Consider the following 26,026-nt stretch of genomic DNA (forward strand, 5'->3'; position numbering starts at 1 on the left):
GATTACCTCCTTTCTATCTTGATGAAATAAGCTAAAAAATTTAGCCTGTTAACTTTAGCACACCCCTTTGAGTAATTTGAAACATATATATTGTACTCACTTAGGAAGTAATATAAGCAGACACATTGTGCCAATCAATTAGTTGGTCGGCGAAATTAAACAATAATTTCTTACTGGGAACTAATGCTTTTCAAATGAGATTATTCTTACATAATCCGCCCTTAATCTCCACAAAATAAAGCACATTGAGAAAAAGAGTGATTTTATCCCATGGCAAATAACAGCACTTTACTCGTACCACAGGCTAAAGCGGCAATTAACCAACTAAAGTATGAAGTAGCTCAAGAATTGGGCATCCCTCTTCAGCCAAATGGCTACAATGGAAATCTCCTTACAAGGGATGCAGGCTCTATCGGAGGAACAATTACAAAGCGTCTTGTACAAATTGCTGAGCAGCAGTTAAATGGATTTAAACGCTAAATCAATAATGTAAGCCTAGTAAAAAAGACTACGATCACCTTTCGTTCAAACTGGCAAACCTTACATTGCTATCATTGAACAAACGTTTCCAGTTAGTGTAACGAATCATTGATTCATTCTTCGAAAGCTTACAGGTTCTTTCGCTTAACGTATCGCACGACCCAGAAAATTGCTGCATAAACCGTGAAAGTAATCACAGCCAATACGGGATACACGTATGGATCAATATGTATCAAGACGAAGTAAGAATCGTGATATTGAAAATCTTCTGGAGGCCCCTGCACGTTACCGAGATTAGTAATAGCTACAATTGCGAAAAACACAATCATCGGTACAGACAAGGATAAAAGTATCCCGGCAACCACGCTTTTCCTGCTCATTCAAATCTTTTCCTTTCCTCTAAAAACCTGCAGACTTACTTTGTGTAGATTGAGCTATCGTTCCCAGTTAGCGCAATTGCTAATGGAAATTAATCACCATTGCGGTCTTATCGTCTGATTTCTTAAAGCGAATATGTTGAATACACTCAGGATCGCTATCCTCAAGTTCTAATAATTCTTGAGTATAAAGTTTTATACCTTTATTCAATATTCTTTGCGCAACAAAGCTCCAATACGAACTCTGTTCGGGTACGATATTTGTTGGTAAAAACATCCCATCAGTCAACAAAATGATATGTTTTAAATACGTCAGATTAATTTTCCCGTATTCGAAAAAACGAACTGCATCCTTTTCCCCATTTAAAACCCCGTAACCACCATCTGTATTAGCGCGATATCGGTTCTTTCTTATTGTATCAATAACGGTTTCATGAAGCTCTTTCTGGCTTTTTAAGCCTTTTGTTATTCCTTCCTGCCATTTAGCGAATGCTGGAGCTTCTAAGTGAGAAACTTGTCTCCATGTTAATGGGCGAACCTCTTCATTAGCATACACGGCTAGAATCATGCAATCCCCTGTCTGTATGAACTCCACACCATCATCCTGAATACGAACAATTGCCAATGCCGCTCCCCAGAGTTCTTCCTTTTTCTCCAGATCAATATTAGCGAGCACCATTTGTTCCCTAAGAAGATCATTCACCTCAATCATGTGGTCCTTTAAACTTCCAGGATCAGTAACAGATTCGAAGTAGTTTTTCACCAGATTCGCCGCAATAAAACCGCCAGTTTCTTTTTTGGAATTTAGATAAGGTACCAAGGAAGATACACCATCCAAAGCTCCATACAAATTTGCTTTCGGATGCATAATAATAGCATCCTCATTTAGTACCCCAACGCCTTTCTTGGTGATCTCCTCATAAGTAACATTCAAGTTGTTCACCCCTTTCTCAAATTAATCTGTAATATCCTCGATCTATTTTACCATTTTCTCCACTACCAAGTATTGGAACTATTCTGCCTGTTAGTTGAATGAGCAAAAAAAGGAGCTGCAGCGAGCTCCTTCACTATCATTCCTCATTAGTTCAACGTTTCTTTGCCAATTCTATAACCGAATGAATGAATGGTGCTTTCAGAAGACACCAATTATAACGGCATCAGCGTATTCCACCTAATTCCGATTAGCGTAGCGACTTGAATGCGGCGCGGAGTTCTGCAGTGAAAAGTTCAGGCTGCTCCCACGCCGCGAAGTGTCCGCCCTTGTCGAGCTTGTTGTAATATATGAGTTTGGGATACGCCCGCTCTGCCCAACTCTTAGGTGCTTGATAGAGCTCATCAGGAAAGACGCTCACGGCAACCGGGATGGAGACGCCCTTGACGGTGAAAAAGGGGTACTTGTTCTCCCAGTAGAGACGAGCCGAAGAAATCGCCGTGTTAGTCAGCCAGTAGAGCGTGATGTTGTCGAGGACATCGTCTCGCGTAAGGCCTCCGGGGTGTCCGGCAAAGGCCTTCGAGATCAGCTCCAGACTACGCGCGTCATGGTCAATCATAAAGGCTGCCAGACCGACGGGCGAATCCGCCAGTCCGGTCAGCGTCTGCGGGCGCGTCCCCATCAATTGGGCGTAGCCGCTGTGCTTGTAAAAGAAGTCCAGCTGCTTGTACGCGCGCTTTTCGTCATCTGAGAGACCGGAGGGCGGCGGGCTATCGCACTTGAGCGACTTATCAATGTAGGCCGGAACCGTGCCAGGCATGTTGGAGTGAATGCCAACCAGTCCCGGAGGCGCCTGTACAGCCATCAAGTCCGTGACAAGCGCACCCCAGTCGCCTCCCTGCGCCACATACTTTGTGTATCCAAGGCGCTTCATCAGCTCTGCCCAGGCACGTGCTATATGGTCGGGATCCCAGCCGATCGTGGTTGGCTTGCCCGAAAATCCGTAGCCAGGCATCGATGGAATCACCAGATCGAAAGCGTCCGATGCCTTCCCGCCATATGCCGTAGGATTGGTAAGCGGCTCGATAATCTTCAGCAACTCGATGATCGAGCCGGGCCATCCGTGCGTGACGATGAGCGGCATAGCACCTTTATGCTTCGAACGAACGTGAATGAAGTGAATGTCCAGACCATCGATCTCGGTGATGAACTGCGGAAGGGCGTTCAGCTTCACCTCGATCTTGCGCCAGTCGTAATCTGTCGCCCAATAGCGCGCGAGTTCCTGAATCGTCGCGAGCTGCACGCCTTGCGATTGATCCGAGACCGTTTCCTTATCAGGCCATTTTGTCGTGTTTATGCGCCTGCGCAATTCAGTAAGTTCCGCTTCCGGAACATTCACATGAAACGGACGAATGGCGTTCTTGTCTGTAGGTAGCTTTTTTATCTCCTTTTGATTAGTTTTGGAATTTTGGGGATTTGCTTGCGGATTCCCGCCTTTAGCATTGGCATTAGTACCGCAGACCGTCAATCCTAGGGACAGGACCAAAATCATTGCCAAACGAAACCAGTATCTGCTGCTCATAAGTAGTAACGCTCCAATCGGAAAGTTTTTTATGGATACCCTTCCGTTAGATTCCATCCGAAGTACAATTCTTATTCCATTTTTCGGAGTAAATGCTGAAACACCCAGCAGTCTAATACTTTATTTACTCAGTTTAGGGATTACGAAAAGAACATTGGCTTAGACCCCCAATACTTATTTCCCCGCAGCGAGGTATATGTGTGGTGGACATTTTGTCTAAATCATTCCATTAGGAGCCGGATGTAAGAGGTGTGCCAGTAGTAAACCTAGAAGAAGAAGAAGTTAGCGTCAGTGATTAAGCCTGTCAAAGGATTGGATACGATAACATCGATTATACCGTTTATAGAAGCGGTAACGCACCGCCGATAGGTACCCATAAGAAACCCACTCGCATTCTCATAAGAGAAGAACGGAGGTTTCTTTTTGTTGGAAATTTTCTTTGCTCATAAGATTTCCTAAATATTGAGTGTGGTGTGACTTCCGTCACATAAGCTTCCTCCCGTTTCTGATAAGCTAATCGGTGTAAGAGAAAATAGCAAATCACCGGATGGAGGATGTATCATGTTTTGTTACCAATGCGAACAAACGCCGAACGGCGGCTGCAAGGTTATCGGGGTATGCGGAAAAGACGAGACGATCGCCAGCTTGCAGGATACGATCATTTTTGCATTGAAGGGAATTGCCGCTTATGCGACGCACGCCAGACAACTTGGATATACCGACCCGGAAGTGGATAAAATTACGCACGAAGCACTTTATCTGACATTGACAAACTCAAATTTCAATCTGCAGGAGCACCTGGATATGGCCATGAAGGTCGGCAATGCCGCAGTGCGAATAATGGATGTGCTCGACCGTGCGCATACGACGCACTTTGGTATTCCGCGGCCGGTTACGGTACCGCAGAATAAGATCGAGGGCAAATGCATCGTCGTGACGGGGCACAACCTGTATGCACTAGAAGAGTTGCTGAAGCAGACGGAAGGCAAAGGCGTCAATATCTATACCCACTCCGAAATGCTTCCGGCCCACGGTTATCCGAAGCTAAAGCAATATACACACTTAAAAGGAAACATCGGGAAAGCCTGGTATGACCAACGCCGGCTGTTCGAGCAGTTCCCGGGAGCGATACTCGCAACGACAAACTGCGTTATGCCGATTAAGGGCACGTATGCGGATCGCTTCTTCTCCTATGAGGTAGCCGGACTTGAGAACGTCACGAAAATCGTCGGTGAGAACTTCTCTCCGCTGATCGAGCGTGCACTCGAGCTGCCGGAGGCGAATATTGACTCTGAGCAGGTGTTGACCACCGGCTACCACCACGAAACTGTCATCGGTCTTGCGCCGGAAATCATTCAAGCGGTCAAAGACGGCCTTATCAAGCGTTTCTTCGTCATCGCCGGCTGCGATGCTCCAGGCAAGGACGGCGAGTATTACCGCGAGCTGGCGACATCGCTACCGAATGATACGGTTATCTTGACGACGTCCTGCGGCAAGTTCCGCTTTAATGATGTGGATTACGGTACGGTTGCCGGCACCGGTATCCCACGGTACATCGATTTGGGCCAGTGCAACAACTCCGGCTCCACGGTCAAAATCGCGTTGGCGCTCTCCGACGCCTTTGGCTGCAGTGTCAACGAACTGCCGGTGAGCATCGTGCTGTCGTGGTTCGAGCAGAAGGCCGTCGCCATTCTGTTAGGCTTGTTCAGCCTCGGAATCCAAGATATCCGTATTGGCCCGAAGGCACCGGAGTTTATTAACGAAGGTGTCATGAACGTACTCATCGAGAAATTCGGACTGAAGCTGATCGGCAATGCACAAGAGGACATGGCGGCCATGCTTTCGCTGCACTAAGCATTATAGCGTTACATAGACGAAAATCCCCCGGCTTTGGCAACTGCGCGCTGTGAAGTGCACCCCTTAGAATAGACATTGGATAAACCCCTTGGTTAATCCGATGAATTCTAAAGGGTGTATTATTATGGCAACTTGTGGTCCTCCAAAGTTGAAAATTTGTCGACCTTCCCATCTTTGCAGTTCTTTCGAGGCTCAATTACACGGCCTACTAGCTGACTGTCTACGCTTAAACCGTAAGGTTACCCTTACCGCTCCAAGACTCGCTATTGGTGACTTGGCTAGAGTCTTTCCAAACAGGATTTCCACCTGCTAAATGACATGACTTATCTTTCAAATTATTATGCCGCTTACGATGCCAGCATCAACGTTTCTGACTTGCTGGAATGAATTTATTATGGCATCCACATTTTTAAGTAAAGATTCACTTAAAACGTTGATTCTCTGTCATGAATTTCACCGGCCAATATTCATCCGATTATGGATCACAATTTGCCGTCATGGTGTTAACTTCGATACCGGCTATTATCATCTACGCCATATTTAATGAGAAGATTACAAAAGGCGTTACCGCAGGTGCAGTCAAGGGCTGATGTCGGAGGACAAGAACATGGGGTTAGTTAACAAACAAAAAGCAGGTACCGCTACCTGCTTTTTTTTCTACGAAATCTAAATCCCCCATAATCAATGACTACGATCTGTTTACTCCGCTTTAAACGCAAGTGCCGCTTTAAACGCAGGTTAAGGGCATACGATTTATAATATTGGCCTGTACCCTTGGATGGAATGATTCCATTGTCCAAAAATTTCTTTACTAATTTCATAAGCAATCGTCTATTTATTCGGGAATTCCGGAATTTCCGATCATATTTTTTCATAGTTACCCAGCGATAATCCGTGTCGTAATCGATAATTCGCGCAAAATATTTTCTTATCGGTTTCAAAGATGATTTATACATGTCTACTTCCCTCTTGTTGCATTTGATCCCTTTTTTTGATTTTGCTATCTTCATAACATAGCCGTTACCTAAATCGTATACAACTCGCGTTACACCAGACCCAATGAATTTCTTCCCTTTTATTTTCCTTTTCATGTACGGATTCATCTTAATCAAGACAGCTCAGCTCCCCCTCATTCTCAATAATGTAATGCCCTCCAAATGCGCCATTTACGGATTTAATTATAAATTTAGTATATGTCGAGAACCTTGACCCGAACTGGTTGTACATATAGATTGTAAAAAAATGGCCTTTACGTGACACATTTCCACAGAAAAAAGTAGAACATGTTGTTCCCTGTGTAGCAACATGTTCTACTTTTTTACGAATCACATCGTTTCTCGAATTGGGATAACTTCGTTGTTTTAGTTACTTTTGATGATCCCATCCAGAAAAATTCACTCCCTCTAATTAAACTACGATTTAGTGGGCTTACTTTGAATTGAGACGGTTCTAATCGAAACGCCCTCTCTTTTCCCCTTAGTTCGGAAGCATTTACTATCAATTGTCGAAGTCGTACACGATTTAGAATGGTGCGAATGAGCTGAACAACAACCATTTTGAGTAAGGCGCATTCCGAACAAAAGCAAATGGATAAGAAGCAGATGATAAAAGAGTGCGCTTGGAACGAAACACTTTTCCTGGAGTTGGACTTTGGGCTATTTGCAACGTTCCTCCATCCGGGAATGAAACGAAGAAAAGATGACTTCGAGGTATCCCTAAAGTAGCTTCGGCCTTAATTGCCTCGCTATGTCGAATTCGACCAAGACGAATGAATGATTGAGTGGTCAAGGGATCTTTAAGAAATCTGGTAACGGAAGCCTTATTCGCGTCACCGTTGGTGATGTATATAACATAAATTTGCTTTCCGAGACCGCGTGCGTGTTGGATTAAGCCGGCTGATCCTAAAATATCGTCGTCCGGGTGCGGTGAAATGATGAGAATCGGGCTATTGAGACTCTGAACACTGAGTTTTCGAAACATTTCCACTACTCCTTCATATTTCAATCTGCAATATACGTTATGCCTATTGTTTCTTTAACGACTGGACCCTGAAAAATTCACTTAATCCTACTACTTATTCCTTCTTGCCAACCAAGGATAAACGACTTCGTCGTCCATTAGGACGAGCGTGTTTGTCAAGGTAGATACGAAGCAAAAGTATTAAACTTCTTATCAACTAAAAAAAGCAGGGAACGAGTCTCTGCTTACTTTAAGCGTAAAAGCAATTGTTCATTATTTGATTCGGACATTCTTTGCTCGAGCGGCCGATAGAATGGAACTTCATTCTTCATGAGCTGCCTCAGAATAAGACTGTACCTGTCGGAACGCTGTGGGTTGTTATAAGTCTTTAAAATACGAACTAATTCTTCAATAAGTGTTTCCTCGTCTTCCAAAAGGATATCCTTACGCTCAATAAATACGACATTACCATCTTGACGTTTAGCACGATAGGCAGAAGAGTGTAATGTCTTAGGCCGGGTAGTTACCGGGCATTTGACAACCTCAACTCGTTCCTCGCGAGATAACCAGTTTGCAGGAATGGAAGTCATTGGTCTTCCTCCTCGCACTCATCGTCCCACTCATCTTCATCAGATTCGGGATTAGAGCCATCATCCTGTTTTGCAGGACGCTTTGCAACGCTTGGCCTATCGACAGTTTGTTTAAGGGAAGCCATTTCTTTCAGCGTATCCTTAAACAGTTCCTGCTGGGCCAAGCTTATAAACTCTGGTCGTACTCCACACATCCGAGAGTTGAAGATGGTTTGATGAACAAGGATCATTTTCTCTGTGAGCAAGGTGTTTATGATATTGTTTGCTAGTTGTGCTGCCATTTTATTGGTTGCGCAGCGCTGTGGTGCGGATTGGATTACTTCACCACATCCCGGAATCCGAGACTCGGTATCCGTCAAAATCTCCGGATATAGGCTGCCGACTGGCTCTAAAATGGTCCGTCCGTTATACTTTAGCCCAACCACAATTTGACCGCTGTTGGGTGACAATTTACAAATTAAGTTTTGAAGTGGTGCTTTCGAGTGAAAAACCTGAATTACAAATAAGTTTTGAAGTACTTTTTACATACATGTATCTATAAGTCTCATTCAACTAATGTGTCCTGTTAGAGTAATAACATGTTTGCAGATCTCCTAATATCTACTCCATCGAGATTAAAAAAACAAAGCTCATAAGACTCGTATCGGCCAACATCTACGTTGAAAATTTTTTCTCCCCTCGGGGAGAAGTCTTTTAAAAGAGTTTACACAAAAGATTTGACAGATCCCCTTAAAATAATAAAACCGCGCTGAGCGCGGGTATCTAACGATATATGTTCTTGTCTAAAACTTTCAACTAATAAAAGGTGTATTTCAACAGTATCATTTTCAATATGTTTCATTGGAATAACAATGTTACTCAATACATTAGTTGGACAACTTAATTAACTCCTGTTCTAGGGTTTGAAGGGGTCTTACTTGAATTCATTTATATCCATCCCTCACAAACATCGGCATACTTATACTTTGTCCGTCACTAATGATATTGAAAATAGCATCCGCGAATTCCATGTAAACTCCCCCATACGCACAATGGTAAAGCCGATTTCCCGCATCTCATCGGCCCACATCTTCTCCGGCCAATGCTTGGGATAGTAGCCCACGCGCAGATCAAATTTCTCTCCCGGAATGGTTTTGTCCACGTTCACTTCGTCACCTTATCGTTTGGTATGATATTTGAATTATTCAAAACGGATGTTGCCAGCAAACGGAAGCACCCGGATGTTGCCCGATTCGGCGTCCGTCACCGGCTTCCCGTTAATTGTGACATTCTTGAATTCGATATGATCGACTGTCCTGTCCGCATCGTATCCGCCGATCTGCGACGGATTGCCGCAGTCCCCGACACAGGAAATATTCTCGTAGCGAATCTGTTCGATCCGTTTGCCCGGCACCGGATTGTACTTCGGGTTGAAGAGCACGCGGATATCGAACAGCCGTCCGAGCTCGAACGGTTCAACCCGAATGTTCCTGTAGGTGACATTTCTGACCGTATTGTTATCGCCGGCATTAATCGACATACAGCCCTGATAGTCGGGCTGCGGCTCATGATGCTCGAGCACATCGATATTTTCGAACAGGACGTTCTCGATGACGTCTCCTATATGGTGATTGCCATGCCCGCCGAGATTCATCGGATGGGCCACATCCGCCCATAAGACGGAATTGCGGACGGTAACATTCCGTGTGTCCCCTTGATAATCCCACCGGCTGGCGTAAACCGCGATGCAATCATCGGAATTGCGCATAAACACGTCCTCGATCTCGATATCCGAGCTGGCCATCATATCGATCCCGTCCGACCACCCTTTCGTACTGAACGCTTTAAAGTTCGCAATCCGGATCTGCTCGGACTTACCGATATAGATGCTATAATGCGGAGGATCGATAAGTGCAATTCCCTCGACGCGAATCCGCTTGGAGAAGATGATACGCACCCCGCGGAAAGCGGAAAAACGCCCGAATTCAGTCAAGTAAAGAACGCCTCTACCGCGGACAGTGACATCGCTGACGGAGTCGCAGACCATAGAGCCCGCGACCGCCGCTCCGCCGGCTATGTAAACCGTCTTCCCCGACGGGATGCGCAAAATCACTTCCTCCAAATGATGCATGCCCGGCCCAAAATAGAGCGTATGCGTCTCGCAGTCGTCTGTTCCCGCAGCCGTCAGCAGCGCAAGAAGGTCCTCGATCCGGTGGATGCCCGGCTTGACGAAAGCGACGCCCGGCTCGTCAGGGGACGGCGCATCCTGCTCGAGCGGATTGGCAAACAGATGCAAATTATGGAACCTGTCACCGTTCACTTCCACCGACAGCTTTTGCGGGCCGTCAATGGTAAAAGTGATCGTGTTGCCGTTAAGCGTGTAAGAAATACCGCGCGACAACGGACGAATCACGCAGTCGTTTACTGTCCCCTCGTTCTTCGTAACCTCAATCTCAGTCGTGCCCGAGCAATCGAACATCGCCATGGAGGCATGCCGTACCTGATGCATGTCGACTTTGACATCATAGACGAAGAGCTGCTCCCATTCGCCGCCCGCCGGTCTTGCCCTAACCGAGAAATCGTGATTTTCCGCTAACCCCGAGGGGCCCGAATACGTAATTAGCTTTGTTACCTTCGACATGTTGGTACCTCCAACTGAGTTCATTTTGATGTTATGCGACTATGCCCACGCGATCCGAAATCATGATTATTGGATTTTCACGTCGAAAGTCGGCTCGGATGATGCTTATTATATTTTTTAGGTTCCCTTATTGGGGGCCTTTTTTATATGACAGCATATGGTCCATCAGAGAAGCCACTCATCCCCAATCGGAAATGAGCGGCTTAAGCTCAATCAATTATCTTAGCTTAATGTTACGAGCTTCCACTGCTGGTTGGTGCTGAGTGCTATCGTTGAAAGAAGTGGCCTGACGACCGTTTCCGTAATCTTTAGTCAAACGCTCAGTCCAAATAGAGAAAATGCTTTAGGTCATCTTTGTACATTACATAGGTTTTAAATAAATTGCTGTTCCTCCCGAGCTTTCCAAATGAAACTCAAGTATGGAATCTTTGGTAACCTCGACAGATCTAATACCCACCTTTGTGCGAGTATCAAGTTCCGATACATCTTCATAAATCTGTGCACTATATTTATTCTCAGCATCCAGAAAATGTAGAGGAATTTTCACAGCACGGGCTTTCTCATTATTAATGCATCCAATAAACCATTCGCTATCCTTGCGTCTTGCAATAATTGCATACTCTCCGATCTCACCCGATATTCCAATTGACTCATCCCAAGTTACCGGTATTTTCTCCCAGAATTCAATTTCCTCCTCACCATGCCAATCCGACGGCTTATCATACCAAAACATCATCTGCATAGGACTATACACAATAACGCCCATAGCCAGCATATGTGCATTCGTCACTTTTAACCGTTTATCAAAATAGCAAAGCGTATAATCGCCTGCTCCAGCCTGAAACCGTACGAAGGGCAATGTCGTGTTATGTGTGGCTGTGGGAAAATGCTCGTTTCCCCGAATCCCCTCCTGTGTAAGCACATTGGGATAGGTACGTGAAAGGCCTGTAGGGCGATAGGCATCGTGTATATTTACCATCAAACCATATTCATGACACTTTTTTACTGCATCTACCACCCAACGTGTCCACTCTTGAGGTCCTACTTTAATAAACCCTAATTTAATGCCTGCAATACCCCAATCTTTCCATAAAGGGAGTGAAGCATCCAAATACGGTTCTGCAGCGGTTCTATCAACGTAAAGGAAAATCCCAATACCTTTCTCTTTGCCATATGAAATGACTTTCCTTAGACCCAAATCCCGTTCGGGGTCTTCTCTTCTAGGATCGATTGCTTTATTTTCCGAATCAAGCGATCCATACCAGCCTCCATCAAAAAGAACGTATTGAAAATGATGGTCTACACAAAAATCGATACATTCAAACGCGCTTTTTGTAGACAGCATCATATCCCTTAATGCTTTTCCGGGCTTTACATAAGTAAGATCTTCAGCCTTGCAGGGCTCACTTAGATTAAGTACCATATTGCTCCGACATAGCAATTCCGCTGCGTGATCTGCAAGTATGAAAGTTCGCCATGGTGTTGCAAAGGGCGCTTTTCCTTCTACATTTGAAACTAGACTATCCGTTTCGTCTTTATTTAAAGTAAACCCATATCCTACATAATCATTCTCACTGAAAAGCCCACACAAATGTCCTGACAAATGCACTTTTAATGTGTTTTCGGCTTCTTCATCCTTTACAATCAACATTCTTGCGTAATCTGTCAGCCCTGCTTCATGAATAAGAACATATCCGCTTTCCGGTAATTGCACAGCGAATGGACGTTCACAATAGCCGCTCACATCACCAACTCGTTTTACAGCATATTCCCCTTCTACTCCATGCTCTTCCCATGCAAGACTTCCTTCCGGAAAGGCAAAGCTTGTATCCTCGTGAATAATGGTAAAATTATTTAACTTTTCCTGCTCCGGTATAAAGTATTGCAATGCAGTACCTTCAAAATAGGCACGTAAACGGATTTCCATTCTCCGTCCCAGGTCATCTTCTACGCAAACAATTGCCTCTTCGAAACTCTCATCAATCTTAGCCCGCTCTCCATATATAGGTTTCCATGCACCTACCACATTTCTTTTGGTTACTTTTGTTATAGTAAACCTGTCACATAATGGACGGGAATTGGCAAAGTGCAGTCCAAGCCTTGAAGGCAGAACAACCTCAGCTCCGTTACGCTTAACGGTATACCATATTTTTCCATCACTATCTAAACGTAAGCAAATACTATTCTCTCCATATGATGCTTCTACCATCGTACTTTCACCTCAAAATATATATTCATTCCGCGTTTGAGTAGATCGGATTAACCCAAAGGAATGTGGCAGGCCTAGCTTAGCAAATCATGCTCATTTCATCAATTTCAAAATCATTCATTTTATTTTGATTTCTTTAGAATCTCCAGTTGAAGCGTACAAAACCGCTCACCCCCGAACGGAAATGAGCGGCATAATCTCAAGCAGTCCGTATACTTAGTTTACGATCTGCCACCTTTGGTTAGCGCTGCTGCCTCCTCCGTATTGGCCCAAGTCCGCCCCGTTGGACGTGCGACCAACCCCATCAAGATATAACCCCGTTGCACGGTTTTGGATCCGCACATTGTTGCCGTCTATCGTGACGGACCATTGCTGATTTGTGCTGGTGCTGCTGCTCCATTGTCCGGCAGCGGAGCCGCCCGTCGTGCGGCCTAACCCGTCCAAATATAATCCGGTCGCAACATTCTTAAATCGCACATAGTTCCCGTTAGTTTCCTCAATCAACCGCTGATTTGCGCTGGTGCTGTCGCTCCATTGTCCGGCAGCGGAGCCATTGGCAGTGCGGCCCATCCCATCGATATACAAGCCGGTGGCGGCGTTTTTGAATCTGACCGAAGCAGTCCCCAAAGTTCCTCCCGTAGCTGCAGATACGGCAGAGGATTTCGATCCTCCGGCTACTTCTACCTGATAATAGTAGGTCGTATCAGGGGTCAAGTTTGTATCGCGATATACTGTCGCTGCAGTAGGGGCGCTGCTAATCTTTACAAAAGTGCCATTCGGATCTGTGGACCGGTAGATGTTATACCCCAGCGCACCTGACACGCCCGACCAGCTTAAGTAGATCGTATTCGCACCGGCCGCCGTTGCCGTCAATCCCGTAATCGAGCCTAACGTGATCTTGTTGCTCAAATCGACCGTCTTTGCTGCATCCGGCGTGTACAGCAGCATCGCAAGCGGATAATCCTTTCCCGCAACCTCCGGCATTCTCGTTTCGTAGGCATAGGCCAAATATTTGTACTTCTCTTGGGTCATATCTCTATTTTCGATATACTTGTAATAGTTATATAAAACACTGTAGAAAGCATCGATTCTGCCTCTGCCGTCTGCGTTGATCGTATCAAAATATTGAATCGTACTGCTTTGGTTTGCCCATGCAGGCGTCCATAACATATCGTAACCCAGATGATACTTGAGCAGATAAGTGGTTCCTGCCAACAGCCGGTCGTCCAGGAAGTTGAACACATTCACCGCACTGGTGGCTGTAGACCTCGCGCCGGTTATTGGGTCAACCTTTGTGCCTTGGGCATAGATGGTCTGGGCCAATGTTGACAGTCCGGCGACATCGGCATAGGAATGCCCCACATCGCGCCCCATTTCGATAGCCTGCACATGGTAATCCGCCGGATCCAATGCCGCTCCTGTTCGCTCATTTTTCGTCATCCACCGCATCTGTTGTTTTATGGAACCGTTTTTCCCCCCTTGATCGCCTGCAGCATTCACGGCCGCTGCTTCTATAGCCTCATCATAAAGCTGAAGATTATTGGTGAAGATCGCTCTTCCCATCGTTCCCATCACTGCGAACTGGTGCTGATTCATAAACATGTTATGCGTATTATACGTAACCGAAACAAGATTCATCGCATTGGCAAGGTTCGCCGTATCCGTAGCCGGCCATTTCAGACTCTGCGTAGGCGTATCGGAATAGCGCAAGATTTCCGCTGCTGCCGAGAGAAAATAACTCATTGTAGCAAAACGGAAGTTCACATGGGTAACGCAATCTTGAATGGCAGAATACTTTCTGATGATATCCATGGCATTGGAACGATACGTTTCATCGCCGGTAATATACCACATAATAGCCTGCATGAAAGCGGTTTCAGAATCGGTATTGGCACGCGCTCCTACATATTCGCTGGGATTATCGTAAACTTTGCCTGTCTCGGGGTCAGTAAACCTCCAAGGACCTTGAATGTGCTTGAAGATATAATTTCCTTCATAATAAATTCTTGGTGATTTGCTGGAACGGGAGTTGCCGGCAAAGGCATTAAACGCCGTATTCCAAGGCTCATCCCCCGCTCTTACGTGATCGCGCATGTTGTCCAAATCCGTCTGTCTCAGCGCAATGCCCGGATGGTGGATGGTTCCCGATACCGTGTTCCCGGAGGAATCGGTATAGGACACATTTGCATCCGAATTGATGACCTGCGGTTTATAAGAAGTAATCAGCGGTGAAATAGCCGCTTTCGCCGTTTGGCTGCCAATACTGAGGAAGCTCGTGAGTGCCAGCATAAAACAAAGAATGCCGAATAACCAGCTCTCACAGCGCTTACTTTTCTTAAAGTAATTCATTGCAATTTTCCTCCCTTCAAATAAACACATCATGTTTTGCTCAGCCGCCAAAATCGAATCATTTCGGAACACGGTCAGAACCAATTATTCCCATCGCCCTCTTATGTTCACCCCCCACATCAACATTCTGCTGCACTTTCATATTCCTGCTGTATCCGTTTTCACATGGGAAACACCCCCTTAAATTTCCAAGCCGGCACAGAGGACTTGCTAACTTGTGCCGGCTTGGGATGAATCCATGATTACGAAACAATTTTATTGTTTGTTTAACAAGTACTCGGCATCCCGAAGCAAGTAATCAGCGGCTTTCTCAGTAATATGCTTTCCTCTAAGCGCCTGTACTTGATTCACAAGGGCTGCCAGTTCATTCGCCGCCAATTTGCTTTGCAAGCTCTTTGCAATACCCATGTTATCGATCCAGATATACTCGCCATTGATCCATCCGGCTTCCGTAAAGCGTCTGACCAGGGCCTGCATAGACTCCATGCTGGCGGTAGTCTGGAAGATGACCGTTTGACTGCTCGTATTCCCTGCCATATCGCTAGCCGTTACGACCAACGAATGTGAACCGAGAGGCAAGGATAAGAGCGGAATGCCAGCTCCTTCCCGCACGCTATACGTATCCAGCGTGACCGTAATCTTGCTGTTGTCTACACCGGATAGATTATCGTTGAGCGTCAGAACCGGCGTTATCTCCAAGGAATCGTTATACGCACCGTACACGATACCAGATACGGTAATTGCCGGGGCAGTCGTATCCAGATTGAAGGCGGTCAATTGTACGTTCCCCGCAATCCCTGCTTCGTTCCTTGAACGGTAGCTGACCGTATACTTGCCGTCTTGGTTGAACGTTATCGGCTCTGTGTAACTTTGCCATGTATTGCCGCCCAGACTATATTCCGCATGACCGGAAGTCGACAATTCGACGGTAACCGGCGTCGTGTACCACCCGTTCGTCCCATTCGGGTCCGCAGGATCTTCGGATGCCACGATTTTGTAGATCAAGTTGTCCAGCGCTGTCTTCAAGCTATCGGCAGCTGCGTCAAGTTGGCTTTGGGTTGCTTGTGCAGTTGCATCAACCAACATGGCGCTGGTAAACGCCGTTTGCAATCCTGCATAGCTGTCGTCCGTATAACGCTCGGCAGCAACTTGAACCACTTGCCCCAGCAAGAGGGTAATCCGCTCGCGATCGATCGTCTTTTCGTAGAATTCCAGCTCGCCGACATTGGCAAAGCCAGTCGAAGTGGTATATCGCAAATAATGGTATGGTAAATTTTTGTTAATCTCTTGCGAGTACCATTTTACATCCGTAACGCCATTGATCGTATACAAGTCAGTATAGTTAACCCCATCGTTAGAGCCCTGGATTCGCGCCCCGTTCATCCGGGATGCAGAACCTGGCCGTGGGATATACTTGATGCCGACAATGGTCTTGGCATTTCCCGCACCCAAGTCAACGGTAACCCAACCGGCGGCAGTCTTCGTGTCTGGGTACGTGTTCGGATCGCCGTCAAATGCGCGCCATCCATTCGCTGCTGCGCTTAATTTCCCGTCCCACGAAATACTGGATGCCGTCACCATGGAAGAGGTTATGGCAACTTTCCGGGTCAAAGCGCTGACCGGCACGAGCATCGCCTTGGAATCCTGCATTTGTTGAAGAATGGCTATCTTGTTGACGCCCGGTTTCGACAAGTCGGCCTTGAGCTGGTTCACTCTCAGTTGATACAGGGCATAGCTTTGCTCCGTGTAACCCGCCGGTGGAACCATCTTAGAATCGAGATAGGCGGCATCATAATCCAGTTCGCCATGGAATCTCACTTCCGACATATTCCCGAACCAGGCGTTCCCGTTGAATATGCGGATATACCGGTAAGGAGTATTGTCGGTAATCGACAAGTTCTGCCAATCCTTCGTAGATGCCGCTAATGGAGAGATCGTCGTCCAGTTCGAATTGTCGTTGGATCCCTGAATGGTTGCACCTTTGATCCTGGTGTAGTAGCTGTCTTGCCTTGCCAGCAACTCCACAACCTTTAATTTCGCCTTGGCGCCTCGGAAGTCAAATTTGACCCACGACCCGGCTCCGTTGCCATTCAGCCGGTAATCGGTAACCGAACCGGGATTGCCATCGAAAAGAGCGTTCGCCGTTGCGATTGCGTCTGCCGGGGATCTGCCGTTAGAATCGGTCACATCCGTAATGGATGTCACATTGCGGATCAAGTCCGATTCATCAGCCAAGGTCAAGGAAGATCCGTCGGTAGTCGATGTTTTTGCCGGCGCGTCCAGCCCTTCGGATGTTTTGTATTGGATGCCGAAATTCACCGGTCCCGGAGCAGCATTGGACCCCATCACCGCTTTCGCTGTCCAGTTGATTTGGTCATCCGACATGACCGTCGCATCTTGGCCTTGAATCTTCACGTTCACCGTGTTGATCGGTTCCATCGAAGTGAATGCGAGATTCACCGTATCGCCGGTTTCAATCCGGTCGAGTAAGGCTTGCTCCGAGCTGATGGACACCGAGCTGATCTTCGTCAGTACCTTGGCCGATCCATGGAATCTCACTTCCGCCATATTCCCGAACCAGGCGTTCCCATTGATGATTCGGATATACCGGTAAGGCTGATTGTCGTTAACTGATAAAATTTGCCAATCCTTCGTGGACACAGCACCCGAAGAGATGGTTTTCCAGGTTGTATTGTCATTGGAGCCTTGAATGACCGCGCCATTGATTCGGGTATAGTATCCGTCCTGCCTTGCCAGCAGCTCCACATACTTCAATTGGGCATAGCTGCCTTGCCCGAAGTCGAATTGGACCCACGAATCGGCTCCGTTGCCGTTCAGGCGGTAATCGGTCGATGATGCAGGATTGTTATCGAACAAAACGTTCGCCGTTGCAATAGCGTCTGCCGGCGATCTGCCGTTGGAATCGGTAACCGCAGCGATGGACGTCACATTTGGAATGACATCCGATTCATCCACCAGAATCAAGCGAGACCCGTCGGTTACGAACATCGTTTCCGGGGCATCGGTCCCTTCCGCCGTCTGATAATGAAGCTTGAATGTCACATTGCCCGGCGACGTCCCCTGCTGCATGACCGCTTCGGCCGTCCAGCCCAGGCCATCCTCCGAATGAACGGTCGCGGGTACACCCTGAATCGCAACCTTCACGTTCTGAATGGCTTCCGTCGATTGGAAGGACAATTTCGCTGTGTCTCCCATGACGATCCGCCCTCCGATGACCTGATCCGAACCGATGGAGACCGATGCGATCTTGTTGATGACCTCGTGACGCTTCCCGAAGATATGGAACTCGGACAATTCAATGAAGGGAGCGTCGTACGGTTTTTGAATCAATTCGATCTTCAGAAAACGGAATGGCTCATTCTGGAGCTCTGGCGACACCGCCAACATATTCATGGCTGTCGAAACGGGGGTCACTCCCGGCGTCAACCGGGTCCAGTTTTCTTTGTCGTTGGATCCGTATATGGTAATGCCGCCGCCGCGTTCAGGAAATCCTCCTCGTGCTTGAATCCCGAACGCACTGGCCGAAACCCGAAAATTGGGCCCCATGTCCATATCAACGTCCCTACCGGACGAGCTCGGGTCATTATCCATGTAAGTTCCCGTATTGAAGCCCGCAGACAAGAACATCCCCTGATAATTGATACTGCCGTCGCCCAGCAACGGCGTGGTTAACTGAAGTCCTTGCACGACGCCATGCAGAACCGCCAGCTTCTGATAGAATTCGGCGTCCGTTGCAGTATTCATAACGCTCATGATTTCGTTGTATGCTTGTTTATACGTATCGAGCGTGGCCCAGATATAATCCGTGTTGGCGTCATAGGGCGCAATGACGGCATCCACCGCCGACTGCCGATCATTTGCGACGGTAACCGTGACATCTCTTGTGGATACCGTTGTGCCGTCGGAAGCTTCCACGCTGAAGGCATACGTTCCGGCTTGCGCCGGTTTCCAGGAAAATGTGCCGGTGCTTGTATCGAACACGGCGCCTTCGGGCGCACCCGCGATCCGATAGGTCACGACATCGGACGTGCCTGCGTCCGTTGCCGAGAAATCATAATGGAGCGCCGCATCGGACCCAACATAGGCAAACAGGTTCAAAGCGGTTTTTCCTTCATTAAACACCGGCGGCGTCAGTTCATTGGCCGCGTTGACATTGATATGGTCGATATCGACCGTCGTTCCGTTGCCTATAATCGTGAAATAACTCAGGGTCCAGAGCCCACCGCCTTCAGAATATACATATCTCCATTGCTCCTGGGTATCCGGCAACGTGATCGTTTGGCCCGAGGCTACAAGCTTCGCCGCACCGTTCGTCCGAATCTTGTATCCGAGCACGCTCGAACCGCTGCCGGATTCAACCAAAGCGATTTTGCTGCCGGATTCCGTGGCCTGGATGCGGACGAAGGAAACATCGCCCTCTTGCATGGCGGTCGAGTTGCCGTCCAAGTTGGTGAACCGATCCTCGACCTCCTTCCAATTCGGATTCGGGTTCACCTTCGGGAGATGGGCCGTTCCTTCGGCCTCGGCTTCCTTAGGGATGTACAGCCAATATTCCCCTCCGGAATCCCGTGATGCCCAACTGTAATCCGTCCTCTTGTTGAACATCTCCGTGTAGTAGGGAGCAACTTGCTCCATGTCCAAGCCTTGCTCATATTTATAGTAATAGTACAGATCATAGGCATTGCCGCCGATTCTTCCCCGATATCCGGTATTCAATACCTGGTAAATGACCGGGCTGCCATCCTCGCGCATACGCGCCTCTGTCGGGATCCAAGGCGTATCATAGCCGTTCATATACCGGGCAAAGTAGTCGGTACCCGCCAGAATACGTTTGCCAAGAAAATCGTATGTGGTAACCGCATTCGCTGCAGTGGAAACCGTACCATCTGCCGGGTCCACCTTGGTTCCTTGAGCCTGCAACAGACGCGACAATATGGCAACATTGATGACGTCGCCGGTGCTGTGAGCCTGATCCCTGCCCATCTCCGTTATCTGCACCTGCGGGTTATCTACCTTCTCGCCTGTCTCCGCATTCGTATCGACCAACCGGAACAATCTCAGAATGGAACCGTTTATGTGCTGGTCTAGAGCTGTCTTATTCACCGTGAACCACTCTACGGCCTCGCGATAGCGCTCCACATTGCCGGTGAAGATATAGCCGGAGGTGGAACCTACGAGCGGATACAAATGCTGGTTCATGAAGCGGCCATTCGTATGATTGAAGGTATCGGTGACCGGAACGATCACATTATTCGTGAGCTTGCCCGTATCCTGGTCTGTCCATGCCAGTTCCGGCGTCTGCGTGCTGGTATACCTCATGATCTCTGCGGCGGTAACCATCCGGTAGAGCGGGATACCCGTATGGATGTGCGCATCGGTAAAATACGCGTAATCCGCAGGGTTCTTCTGCTCCCATTTCCGGATAATATACATCGTATTGGCCCGATAAACCTCATCGCCCGTGATCACATACATAAGAGCCTGCGTATACGCTGTTAAGCCATCCCATATAAATTTTTCGTTATAGCCCTGGCTGCACCAACAGCCTTCGGAAAATTTGGACGAGACCGTCTTGGTTGCAAGCGGGACTCCCCACGGGTCAGTCGACGTGGCCATCTGGTTGAAATAGGTTTTCCAAGGCTCCTTATTCGCCCGTATTTGAGTTTGCAAATTCTCGAGTGTTTCCTTGGTCAGCCCGATACCGGGATGTTTGAATCCGCTTTCATCTATGGTTTCATAAATAGTTGGCACATAATCCGTCATGAGCGATGGTGAGGCCGTTTCCGCCGCCGCAGTTCCTGCCGTCAGAGGCAGGAACATGACGGTCATGCTCGCGATAACGAGGATGGATAGGTATTGTTTCAATTTTAGACGAAAACTAGTATGATGCACCTTCATCTGAACTCCCCCATTCCAATGATTTTATTCGACTGCATTAGGTGAATTCAACGTCATATGCATGTTCTCCTACCCGAATATTTCCAGACTCCGGATGGAGAAGGTGCCGACCGTTGATTCGAACATTCCGGAACATCACCCCCTTGACGATTCTGGACTCATCGAATCCGGCAATAACCGACGGATTATCGCAGGCTCCGTTGTAAACGATATTGTCGAACAAAATATTTTCCACCCGGTAACCGGGACATGGATTATATTTGGGATTGAAAAGCACGCGAATATCGATCAATTGTCCGAGCTCGAATGGTTCGACCCGGATATTTCGATAAGTGACATTCCTGACCGTATTGTTGTCGCCGCAATTTATTGACATACATCCCCAATAATACGGCTGCGGCTCATGATGCTCGAGCACATCAATATTTTCGAAAAGGATGTTCTCGACGATGTCCCCTTTCTCATGATTGCCGTGCCCGCCGACATTCATCGGATGAGCCACATCCGCCCATAAGACGGAATTGCGGACGGTGACATTCCGTGTGTCGCCCTGGTAATCCCCACGACTGGCGTAAACCGCAATGCAATCGTCGGAATTGCGCATAAACACATCTAGAATCTCGATATCCGTGCTGGACATCATATCGATCCCGTCCGACCACCCTCGGGTGCTGAATGACTTGATGTTGCGGATCGTGATATGCTCGGAATTCCCGATCATAACGGTATAATGTGGGGGATCGACCGCGATGATTCCTTCAATCTGAACGTTTCTGGAGAACAGGATCTCAACGGTGCGGTAATAGGTTGTCTTCTCGAAATCGGACATGTAGATGATCCCGCGCCCCCGGATCGTCACATCCTGTACATGGTCGCAGACGAACGATCCGGCCACGACTGCTCCGCCGGCGATATATACCGTCATGCCGGAAGGGATATGAAGCTTCGGCTGTTCCAGGACATGCATGCCGGATTCGAAATAAAGAACAGAACCCTCACGGGAAACCAGCTGTTGAAGCTCATCCGTCTGATGTCTGCCTGGCTGAACAACGACAACGCCGGGATCGGCAGGGTTCGGCGAGTCTTCCTCGATCGGATTGGCGAAAATGTGCAAATTATGAAACCGGTCTCCATTCACTTCGAACGACAATTTACGGGGGCCGTCCAATTTGAACGTCACCCGGTTTTCGTTCACAACGCCGTGAATCCCCGCAGATACAGGGCGGATCTCCACGCTTCGAATGTCCCCGTAATTCTTGGTCACTTCGACTTCAACCGCACCGGCGCAATCGAAATAGACCATCGAGGCGTTCCGCACATTGTGCATGTCAACCTTCACGTTGTAACAGAACAAGGGCTGCCATTCGCCCTGATCTTGTCGAACACGCACGGTATAGTCGGAATTACCTGCCGCCCCCCCAGGAGCCGGGTATGTGATCATTCGCTTCGACGAAACGGTCATCGATATCCCACCTTGCTTTGAATAGTATCAGTTTGACCGGAACACGTGAGACGTGTTCCGGTCAAATTAGATCATGCTTTGTCCAGATTACTTCGCAGCCTTACGCTCTGTATATACCTTGTTGGCTTCGTCCGTCAATTCCTGGCCGCCGGCCTTCAACCATTCCGCCTTGAAAGTGTCGAATTCTTTGTCCGTATCTGCTGCGCCTGTGATTGCCTTTATCAAGTACTTATCCTGCAGCGTCTGAAGATTTGCCCAGTACTTCGCCTTGGCCGACAATACAGCAGGTACAATAACATCTTTCAACGGCTCATAACCGACATCCAGCTTCGCCTTCAGCTCCCGCAGTTCATTACTCGTATTAAATTTCTGCTTGGCAGTATCTACGGCATTAAGCGGGTTGTAGAAGCTGCCGGCGCCGACTTTAGCAGTTGCGGCTTCAGGATCCGTCTTGGCGACGACAAAGTCGCCGTTCGGCTGATCATAGTTTTTGCCCTTTTCGCCGTATACAGTCAACAGCCAGTATTCGTCGTTAGTAGCAAGGAAGTCCAGGATTTGCTCAATCTTAACCCGTTTCGCTTCATCTTTCTCAAGATGTACGCCCAAGAGTACGGGGGCTTGACGCGCGCCGTAAGACCAGCTGTACGGTTTGCCGGCCGGGCCTACAACCGGCTTTCCTGCGATGACGTTCTGTCCCTTGTCCGCTGCGGGCTTCGCAATAAACCCGGAGGTATTGACAAAGTTACCCCATCCCATGTTTTCGACCATACCGACCTTTTGGTTGGCGAATTTTTCATTGAGCTGGCCGTTGTCGGTCGTCAGAAACTCGGGATCGATAAGCCCTGACTTATACCACTTGTCCAGAAGCTTGAGCGCCGTGCGGGTTTCTTCAGTGATGCCTCCATACACAACCTTGCCGTCTGCGTCCAGCTTGAACGCGTACGGATTAACGCCGTGAGCAGCGAAAATGGAAGTGAACATCTGGATGGGGAGCTTGCCTCGGGCCGACATACCGTATGTATCCTTCTTGCCGTTGCCGTCCGGATCGTTATTGACGAATTTGGTGAGTACATCCTCCAGCTCCGCAAGCGTCTTCGGCGGCTCGTTGTAGCCGACCTTCTTCAACCAAGCTTCATTGTAACCGGGGATGAAGCTGGAGTTGCCGTTCGGCCACACCTTCGGAATCCCCCAGTCCTTCCCTTTGTAGAAGCCGACATCCCAAGCGCCGGCATCCGTTAATTCCAGCGCTTTCATATAATTCGGCATGTTCTTTTTGAGCTCATCCCGAGAAAGACTGGTAATAACACCTTGGTCAGCCCAAGCGGCCATATCGGTTTCATTCGCATCGATCGGGAAGATATCCGGCACTTGTCCGGAGGCAAGCAGAACATTGAATTTTTCCTTCCAGCTTTGGCGTTCGAACTTAACCGTTTTGATCTTGACATTGAATTTCTCTTCAATCTTCTTCTGCACCAGATTTTCTTCGGATTCCGGGGAATTGAAGTTGTTCGACCAAACAATCTCGATCGGTTTCGCATTGGCCGCCGTTGTCGCTGCACCCCCGCTAGCTTGCGGTGAAGCAGTACCTTCGATTCCAGTTTTGCTGCTGCAACCGGTTGTGACGGCAAGCGACATCGACAATACAACTACCGTCAAGCCCAACAGTTTCTTCTTTCTTTGACTCATTGCTTTGTCCTCCCTTTTCATCGTACTCACATTATTTTATTTAAACGGAACGCTTCTGAAGCGCACCGGTTAAACCAACTATCCCTTAATCGAACCGACCAAGGTGCCTTTGACAAAATATTTCTGAAGAAACGGATATATGATCAGGATTGGCAGCGCGGTAAACATAATTACGGCGGCCTTGACGGTCTCCGCAGCCATATTTTCATCCTTGGGGGGCAGGAGCGGATCGCTCTCGGCAGCGATGACAAGCCGCCTCAAGAAGGTCTGAAGCACGTACAGCTTTTGATCCTGCAGATAGATCATGGCATCGAACCATGCGTTCCAATGCCCGACAGCGGACCAAAGCGCCAAAGTTGCGAGCACCGGCTTCGACAGCGGAATGACAATGGTAAACAATATCCGCAGGTCGCTGGCACCATCCATTTTCGCCGAATCCTCAAGCTCTTCCGGCATGGTCATGAAGAAATTGCGGAGAATCAGAAGTGAAAACGTGCTGATCAAGCCGGGGATGATCAAGACCCAGCGGGAATCGATGAGTCCGAGCGATTTGATCAAGAGATAAGATGGAATAAGACCTCCGCTAAAAAACATCGTGACGACGATAAACATCATGTAAAAGCTGCGATGCGGCAGATGCTTCTTCGAAAGTGGATAAGCCGCCATCGACAAGGCAAGGAGCGTCAGAAAGGTCCCGACTAGGGTACGAAAAACGGTGTTTCCTAAAGCACGCCAAACATTGATGTCTTCCACAACCCGCTCCCAGGCTAACCAAGATATCTCGTGCGGGTACCAGTGCAAGCCAGGCCGGACTGCCTCCGCCGTCGTGCTCAGCGATATCGAGAGCACATGCGCAAACGGATAAAGCATAGCGGCACACACCATAAAGATAAATCCGATCAGGAAAACCTGAAACACTTTCTCACCGGAACTGAGTCTCATGCTTGTTCATCCCTTTCGGGTCATGGAGTTATGTAATTCCTTCCTGACCCAATTTTTTCACAATATAGTTGGCAGACAATACCAGAATCAGTGCGACCACATTTTTGAATATGCCGACAGCCGTCGTCAAGCTGTACTGTGCGTTCTGCAAGCCTACGCGATATACGTAAGTGTCCAGCACATCGGCAACATCATATACGGCAGGCGTATATAACGTGAAGATCTGGTCGAAGCCGGCATCCAGAATGTGGCCTACCCTAAGGATCAACAAGATGGTGATCACCGGAAGAATGGACGGAATCGTAATGTGCAGCGTTTGCTTCCATCGGTTCGCTCCGTCGATGACGGCGGCTTCGTACAATTGCTGATCAATGCCGGCCAAAGCTGCCAAATAGATAATCATGCCCCATCCGACTTCTTTCCATATAGCGGATACCACCAGTGTAAACCGGAACCAGCTTTCATCTGCCAGAAAATAGATCGACTTAAAACCGAGCCCCTTGATGAAATAGTTTACAACCCCGCTTTCCGGTGACAAAAGGGAAATCATAATGCCCCCGAGAACGATCCACGATAAAAAGTGCGGCAAGTACGAGATCGTTTGGGCGACCTTCTTAAACATCGTCAGCCGGACTTCATTAAACAGCAGCGCCAGTATGATTGGAGCCGGGAAACCGAATACGATTTGATAGAAGCTGATCAAAAGCGTATTCTTCATGATTTTCCAAAAGTCGGGGGACATCACAAACATATAATGAAAGTGTTTAAACCCCACCCATGGACTATCCACTATCCCTTTCATTACATAAAAATCTTTAAATGCCAGTTGAATGCCGTACATCGGTGCGTAATGAAAAACGGCGTACCAGATTAGCACAGGAGCCAATAACAGAAACAAAGCTTTGTTCTTTTTATATTGTCTCCAGGTGTAGCCCCACTTGGATTCCGTTTTTCTTCCGGTCTCTTTGGTAACGCTTACTTCGGAGGCGTGTGCCGGATTCATATTTGCATCTCCTTTCCAAGTTTGAGTTGGTGTGACCCTGCTGCTATGCTCCAAATGTAA

At 47.9% G+C, this 26,026-nt stretch carries 18 protein-coding genes; 3 read left to right on the forward strand and 15 right to left on the reverse strand.

What is annotated here, in order from left to right; genetic code table 11:
* The first annotated feature begins 270 nt into the window (after positions 1–270).
* Positions 271–480 (forward strand): alpha/beta-type small acid-soluble spore protein, encoded by a 210-nt coding sequence (locus tag ASD40_RS35240; RefSeq protein WP_057307795.1) that lies wholly within the window; start codon positions 271–273, stop codon positions 478–480.
* Between the two features lie 128 nt (positions 481–608).
* Here ASD40_RS35240 and ASD40_RS35245 read toward each other — a convergent pair whose 3' ends face one another.
* The 3 genes from ASD40_RS35245 to ASD40_RS35255 form a co-directional block, all read right to left on the reverse strand.
* Entirely contained in the window at positions 609–860 is a 252-nt protein-coding gene (locus tag ASD40_RS35245) for a hypothetical protein (RefSeq protein WP_057307796.1), read from the reverse strand.
* Positions 861–939: 79 nt separating this feature from the next.
* On the reverse strand, positions 940–1,800 hold the full coding sequence (locus ASD40_RS35250; RefSeq protein ID WP_156390289.1) for a protein phosphatase 2C domain-containing protein: 861 nt from the start codon (positions 1,798–1,800) through the stop codon (positions 940–942).
* 238 nt (positions 1,801–2,038) lie between these two features.
* Positions 2,039–3,370: an epoxide hydrolase family protein gene (locus ASD40_RS35255; RefSeq protein ID WP_082562660.1), complete on the reverse strand. Its 1,332-nt coding sequence runs from the start codon at positions 3,368–3,370 to the stop codon at positions 2,039–2,041.
* Between the two features lie 561 nt (positions 3,371–3,931).
* Between ASD40_RS35255 and hcp the strand changes: the two genes are divergently transcribed.
* Complete coding sequence (gene hcp, locus ASD40_RS35260) at positions 3,932–5,224, forward strand: hydroxylamine reductase (RefSeq protein WP_057307798.1); 1,293 nt, start codon at positions 3,932–3,934, stop codon at positions 5,222–5,224.
* 449 nt (positions 5,225–5,673) lie between these two features.
* The gene (locus tag ASD40_RS38370; RefSeq protein WP_200957505.1) at positions 5,674–5,817 is read left to right on the forward strand and encodes a hypothetical protein; all 144 of its coding nucleotides are present in this window, start codon (positions 5,674–5,676) and stop codon (positions 5,815–5,817) included.
* 931 nt (positions 5,818–6,748) lie between these two features.
* On the opposite strand, the gene ASD40_RS35270 is transcribed toward ASD40_RS38370, so the two are convergent.
* The 12 genes from ASD40_RS35270 to ASD40_RS35325 form a co-directional block, all read right to left on the reverse strand.
* Positions 6,749–7,207: a PIG-L family deacetylase gene (locus ASD40_RS35270; RefSeq protein WP_057307800.1), complete on the reverse strand. Its 459-nt coding sequence runs from the start codon at positions 7,205–7,207 to the stop codon at positions 6,749–6,751.
* Positions 7,208–7,431: 224 nt separating this feature from the next.
* Positions 7,432–7,776, reverse strand: a complete 345-nt coding sequence (locus ASD40_RS35275; RefSeq protein ID WP_057307801.1) for a hypothetical protein — start codon at positions 7,774–7,776, stop codon at positions 7,432–7,434.
* Entirely contained in the window at positions 7,773–8,201 is a 429-nt protein-coding gene (locus ASD40_RS35280; protein ID WP_057307802.1) for a hypothetical protein, read from the reverse strand. The genes ASD40_RS35275 and ASD40_RS35280 overlap by 4 nt, the downstream gene beginning before the upstream one ends.
* Before the next feature lie 533 nt (positions 8,202–8,734).
* Positions 8,735–8,917 carry a beta-galactosidase gene (locus ASD40_RS35285; RefSeq protein WP_057307803.1) on the reverse strand — a complete coding sequence of 61 codons (183 nt, stop codon included), beginning with the start codon at positions 8,915–8,917 and terminating at the stop codon, positions 8,735–8,737.
* 39 nt (positions 8,918–8,956) lie between these two features.
* Positions 8,957–10,396: a glycosyl hydrolase family 28 protein gene (locus ASD40_RS35290; protein ID WP_057307804.1), complete on the reverse strand. Its 1,440-nt coding sequence runs from the start codon at positions 10,394–10,396 to the stop codon at positions 8,957–8,959.
* A 361-nt stretch (positions 10,397–10,757) separates the two neighbouring features.
* Positions 10,758–12,605 carry a glycoside hydrolase family 97 protein gene (locus tag ASD40_RS35295; protein WP_057307805.1) on the reverse strand — a complete coding sequence of 616 codons (1,848 nt, stop codon included), beginning with the start codon at positions 12,603–12,605 and terminating at the stop codon, positions 10,758–10,760.
* A 216-nt stretch (positions 12,606–12,821) separates the two neighbouring features.
* On the reverse strand, positions 12,822–14,954 hold the full coding sequence (locus ASD40_RS38375) for an RICIN domain-containing protein (RefSeq protein ID WP_057307806.1): 2,133 nt from the start codon (positions 14,952–14,954) through the stop codon (positions 12,822–12,824).
* 255 nt (positions 14,955–15,209) lie between these two features.
* Positions 15,210–20,873, reverse strand: a complete 5,664-nt coding sequence (locus ASD40_RS35305; RefSeq protein ID WP_057307807.1) for a discoidin domain-containing protein — start codon at positions 20,871–20,873, stop codon at positions 15,210–15,212.
* A gap of 37 nt (positions 20,874–20,910) precedes the next feature.
* Positions 20,911–22,335, reverse strand: coding sequence for a glycosyl hydrolase family 28 protein (locus ASD40_RS35310; protein ID WP_082562661.1), 1,425 nt, complete (start codon positions 22,333–22,335; stop codon positions 20,911–20,913).
* An 87-nt stretch (positions 22,336–22,422) separates the two neighbouring features.
* The gene (locus ASD40_RS35315) at positions 22,423–24,021 is read right to left on the reverse strand and encodes an extracellular solute-binding protein (protein WP_057307808.1); all 1,599 of its coding nucleotides are present in this window, start codon (positions 24,019–24,021) and stop codon (positions 22,423–22,425) included.
* Between the two features lie 78 nt (positions 24,022–24,099).
* Positions 24,100–24,963 carry a carbohydrate ABC transporter permease gene (locus tag ASD40_RS35320; protein WP_057307809.1) on the reverse strand — a complete coding sequence of 288 codons (864 nt, stop codon included), beginning with the start codon at positions 24,961–24,963 and terminating at the stop codon, positions 24,100–24,102.
* A 28-nt stretch (positions 24,964–24,991) separates the two neighbouring features.
* Entirely contained in the window at positions 24,992–25,966 is a 975-nt protein-coding gene (locus ASD40_RS35325) for an ABC transporter permease (RefSeq protein ID WP_057307810.1), read from the reverse strand.
* Between the last annotated feature and the right edge of the window lie 60 nt (positions 25,967–26,026).

The organism is Paenibacillus sp. Root444D2 (assembly GCF_001426375.1).
GTDB lineage: Bacteria > Bacillota > Bacilli > Paenibacillales > NBRC-103111 > Paenibacillus_E.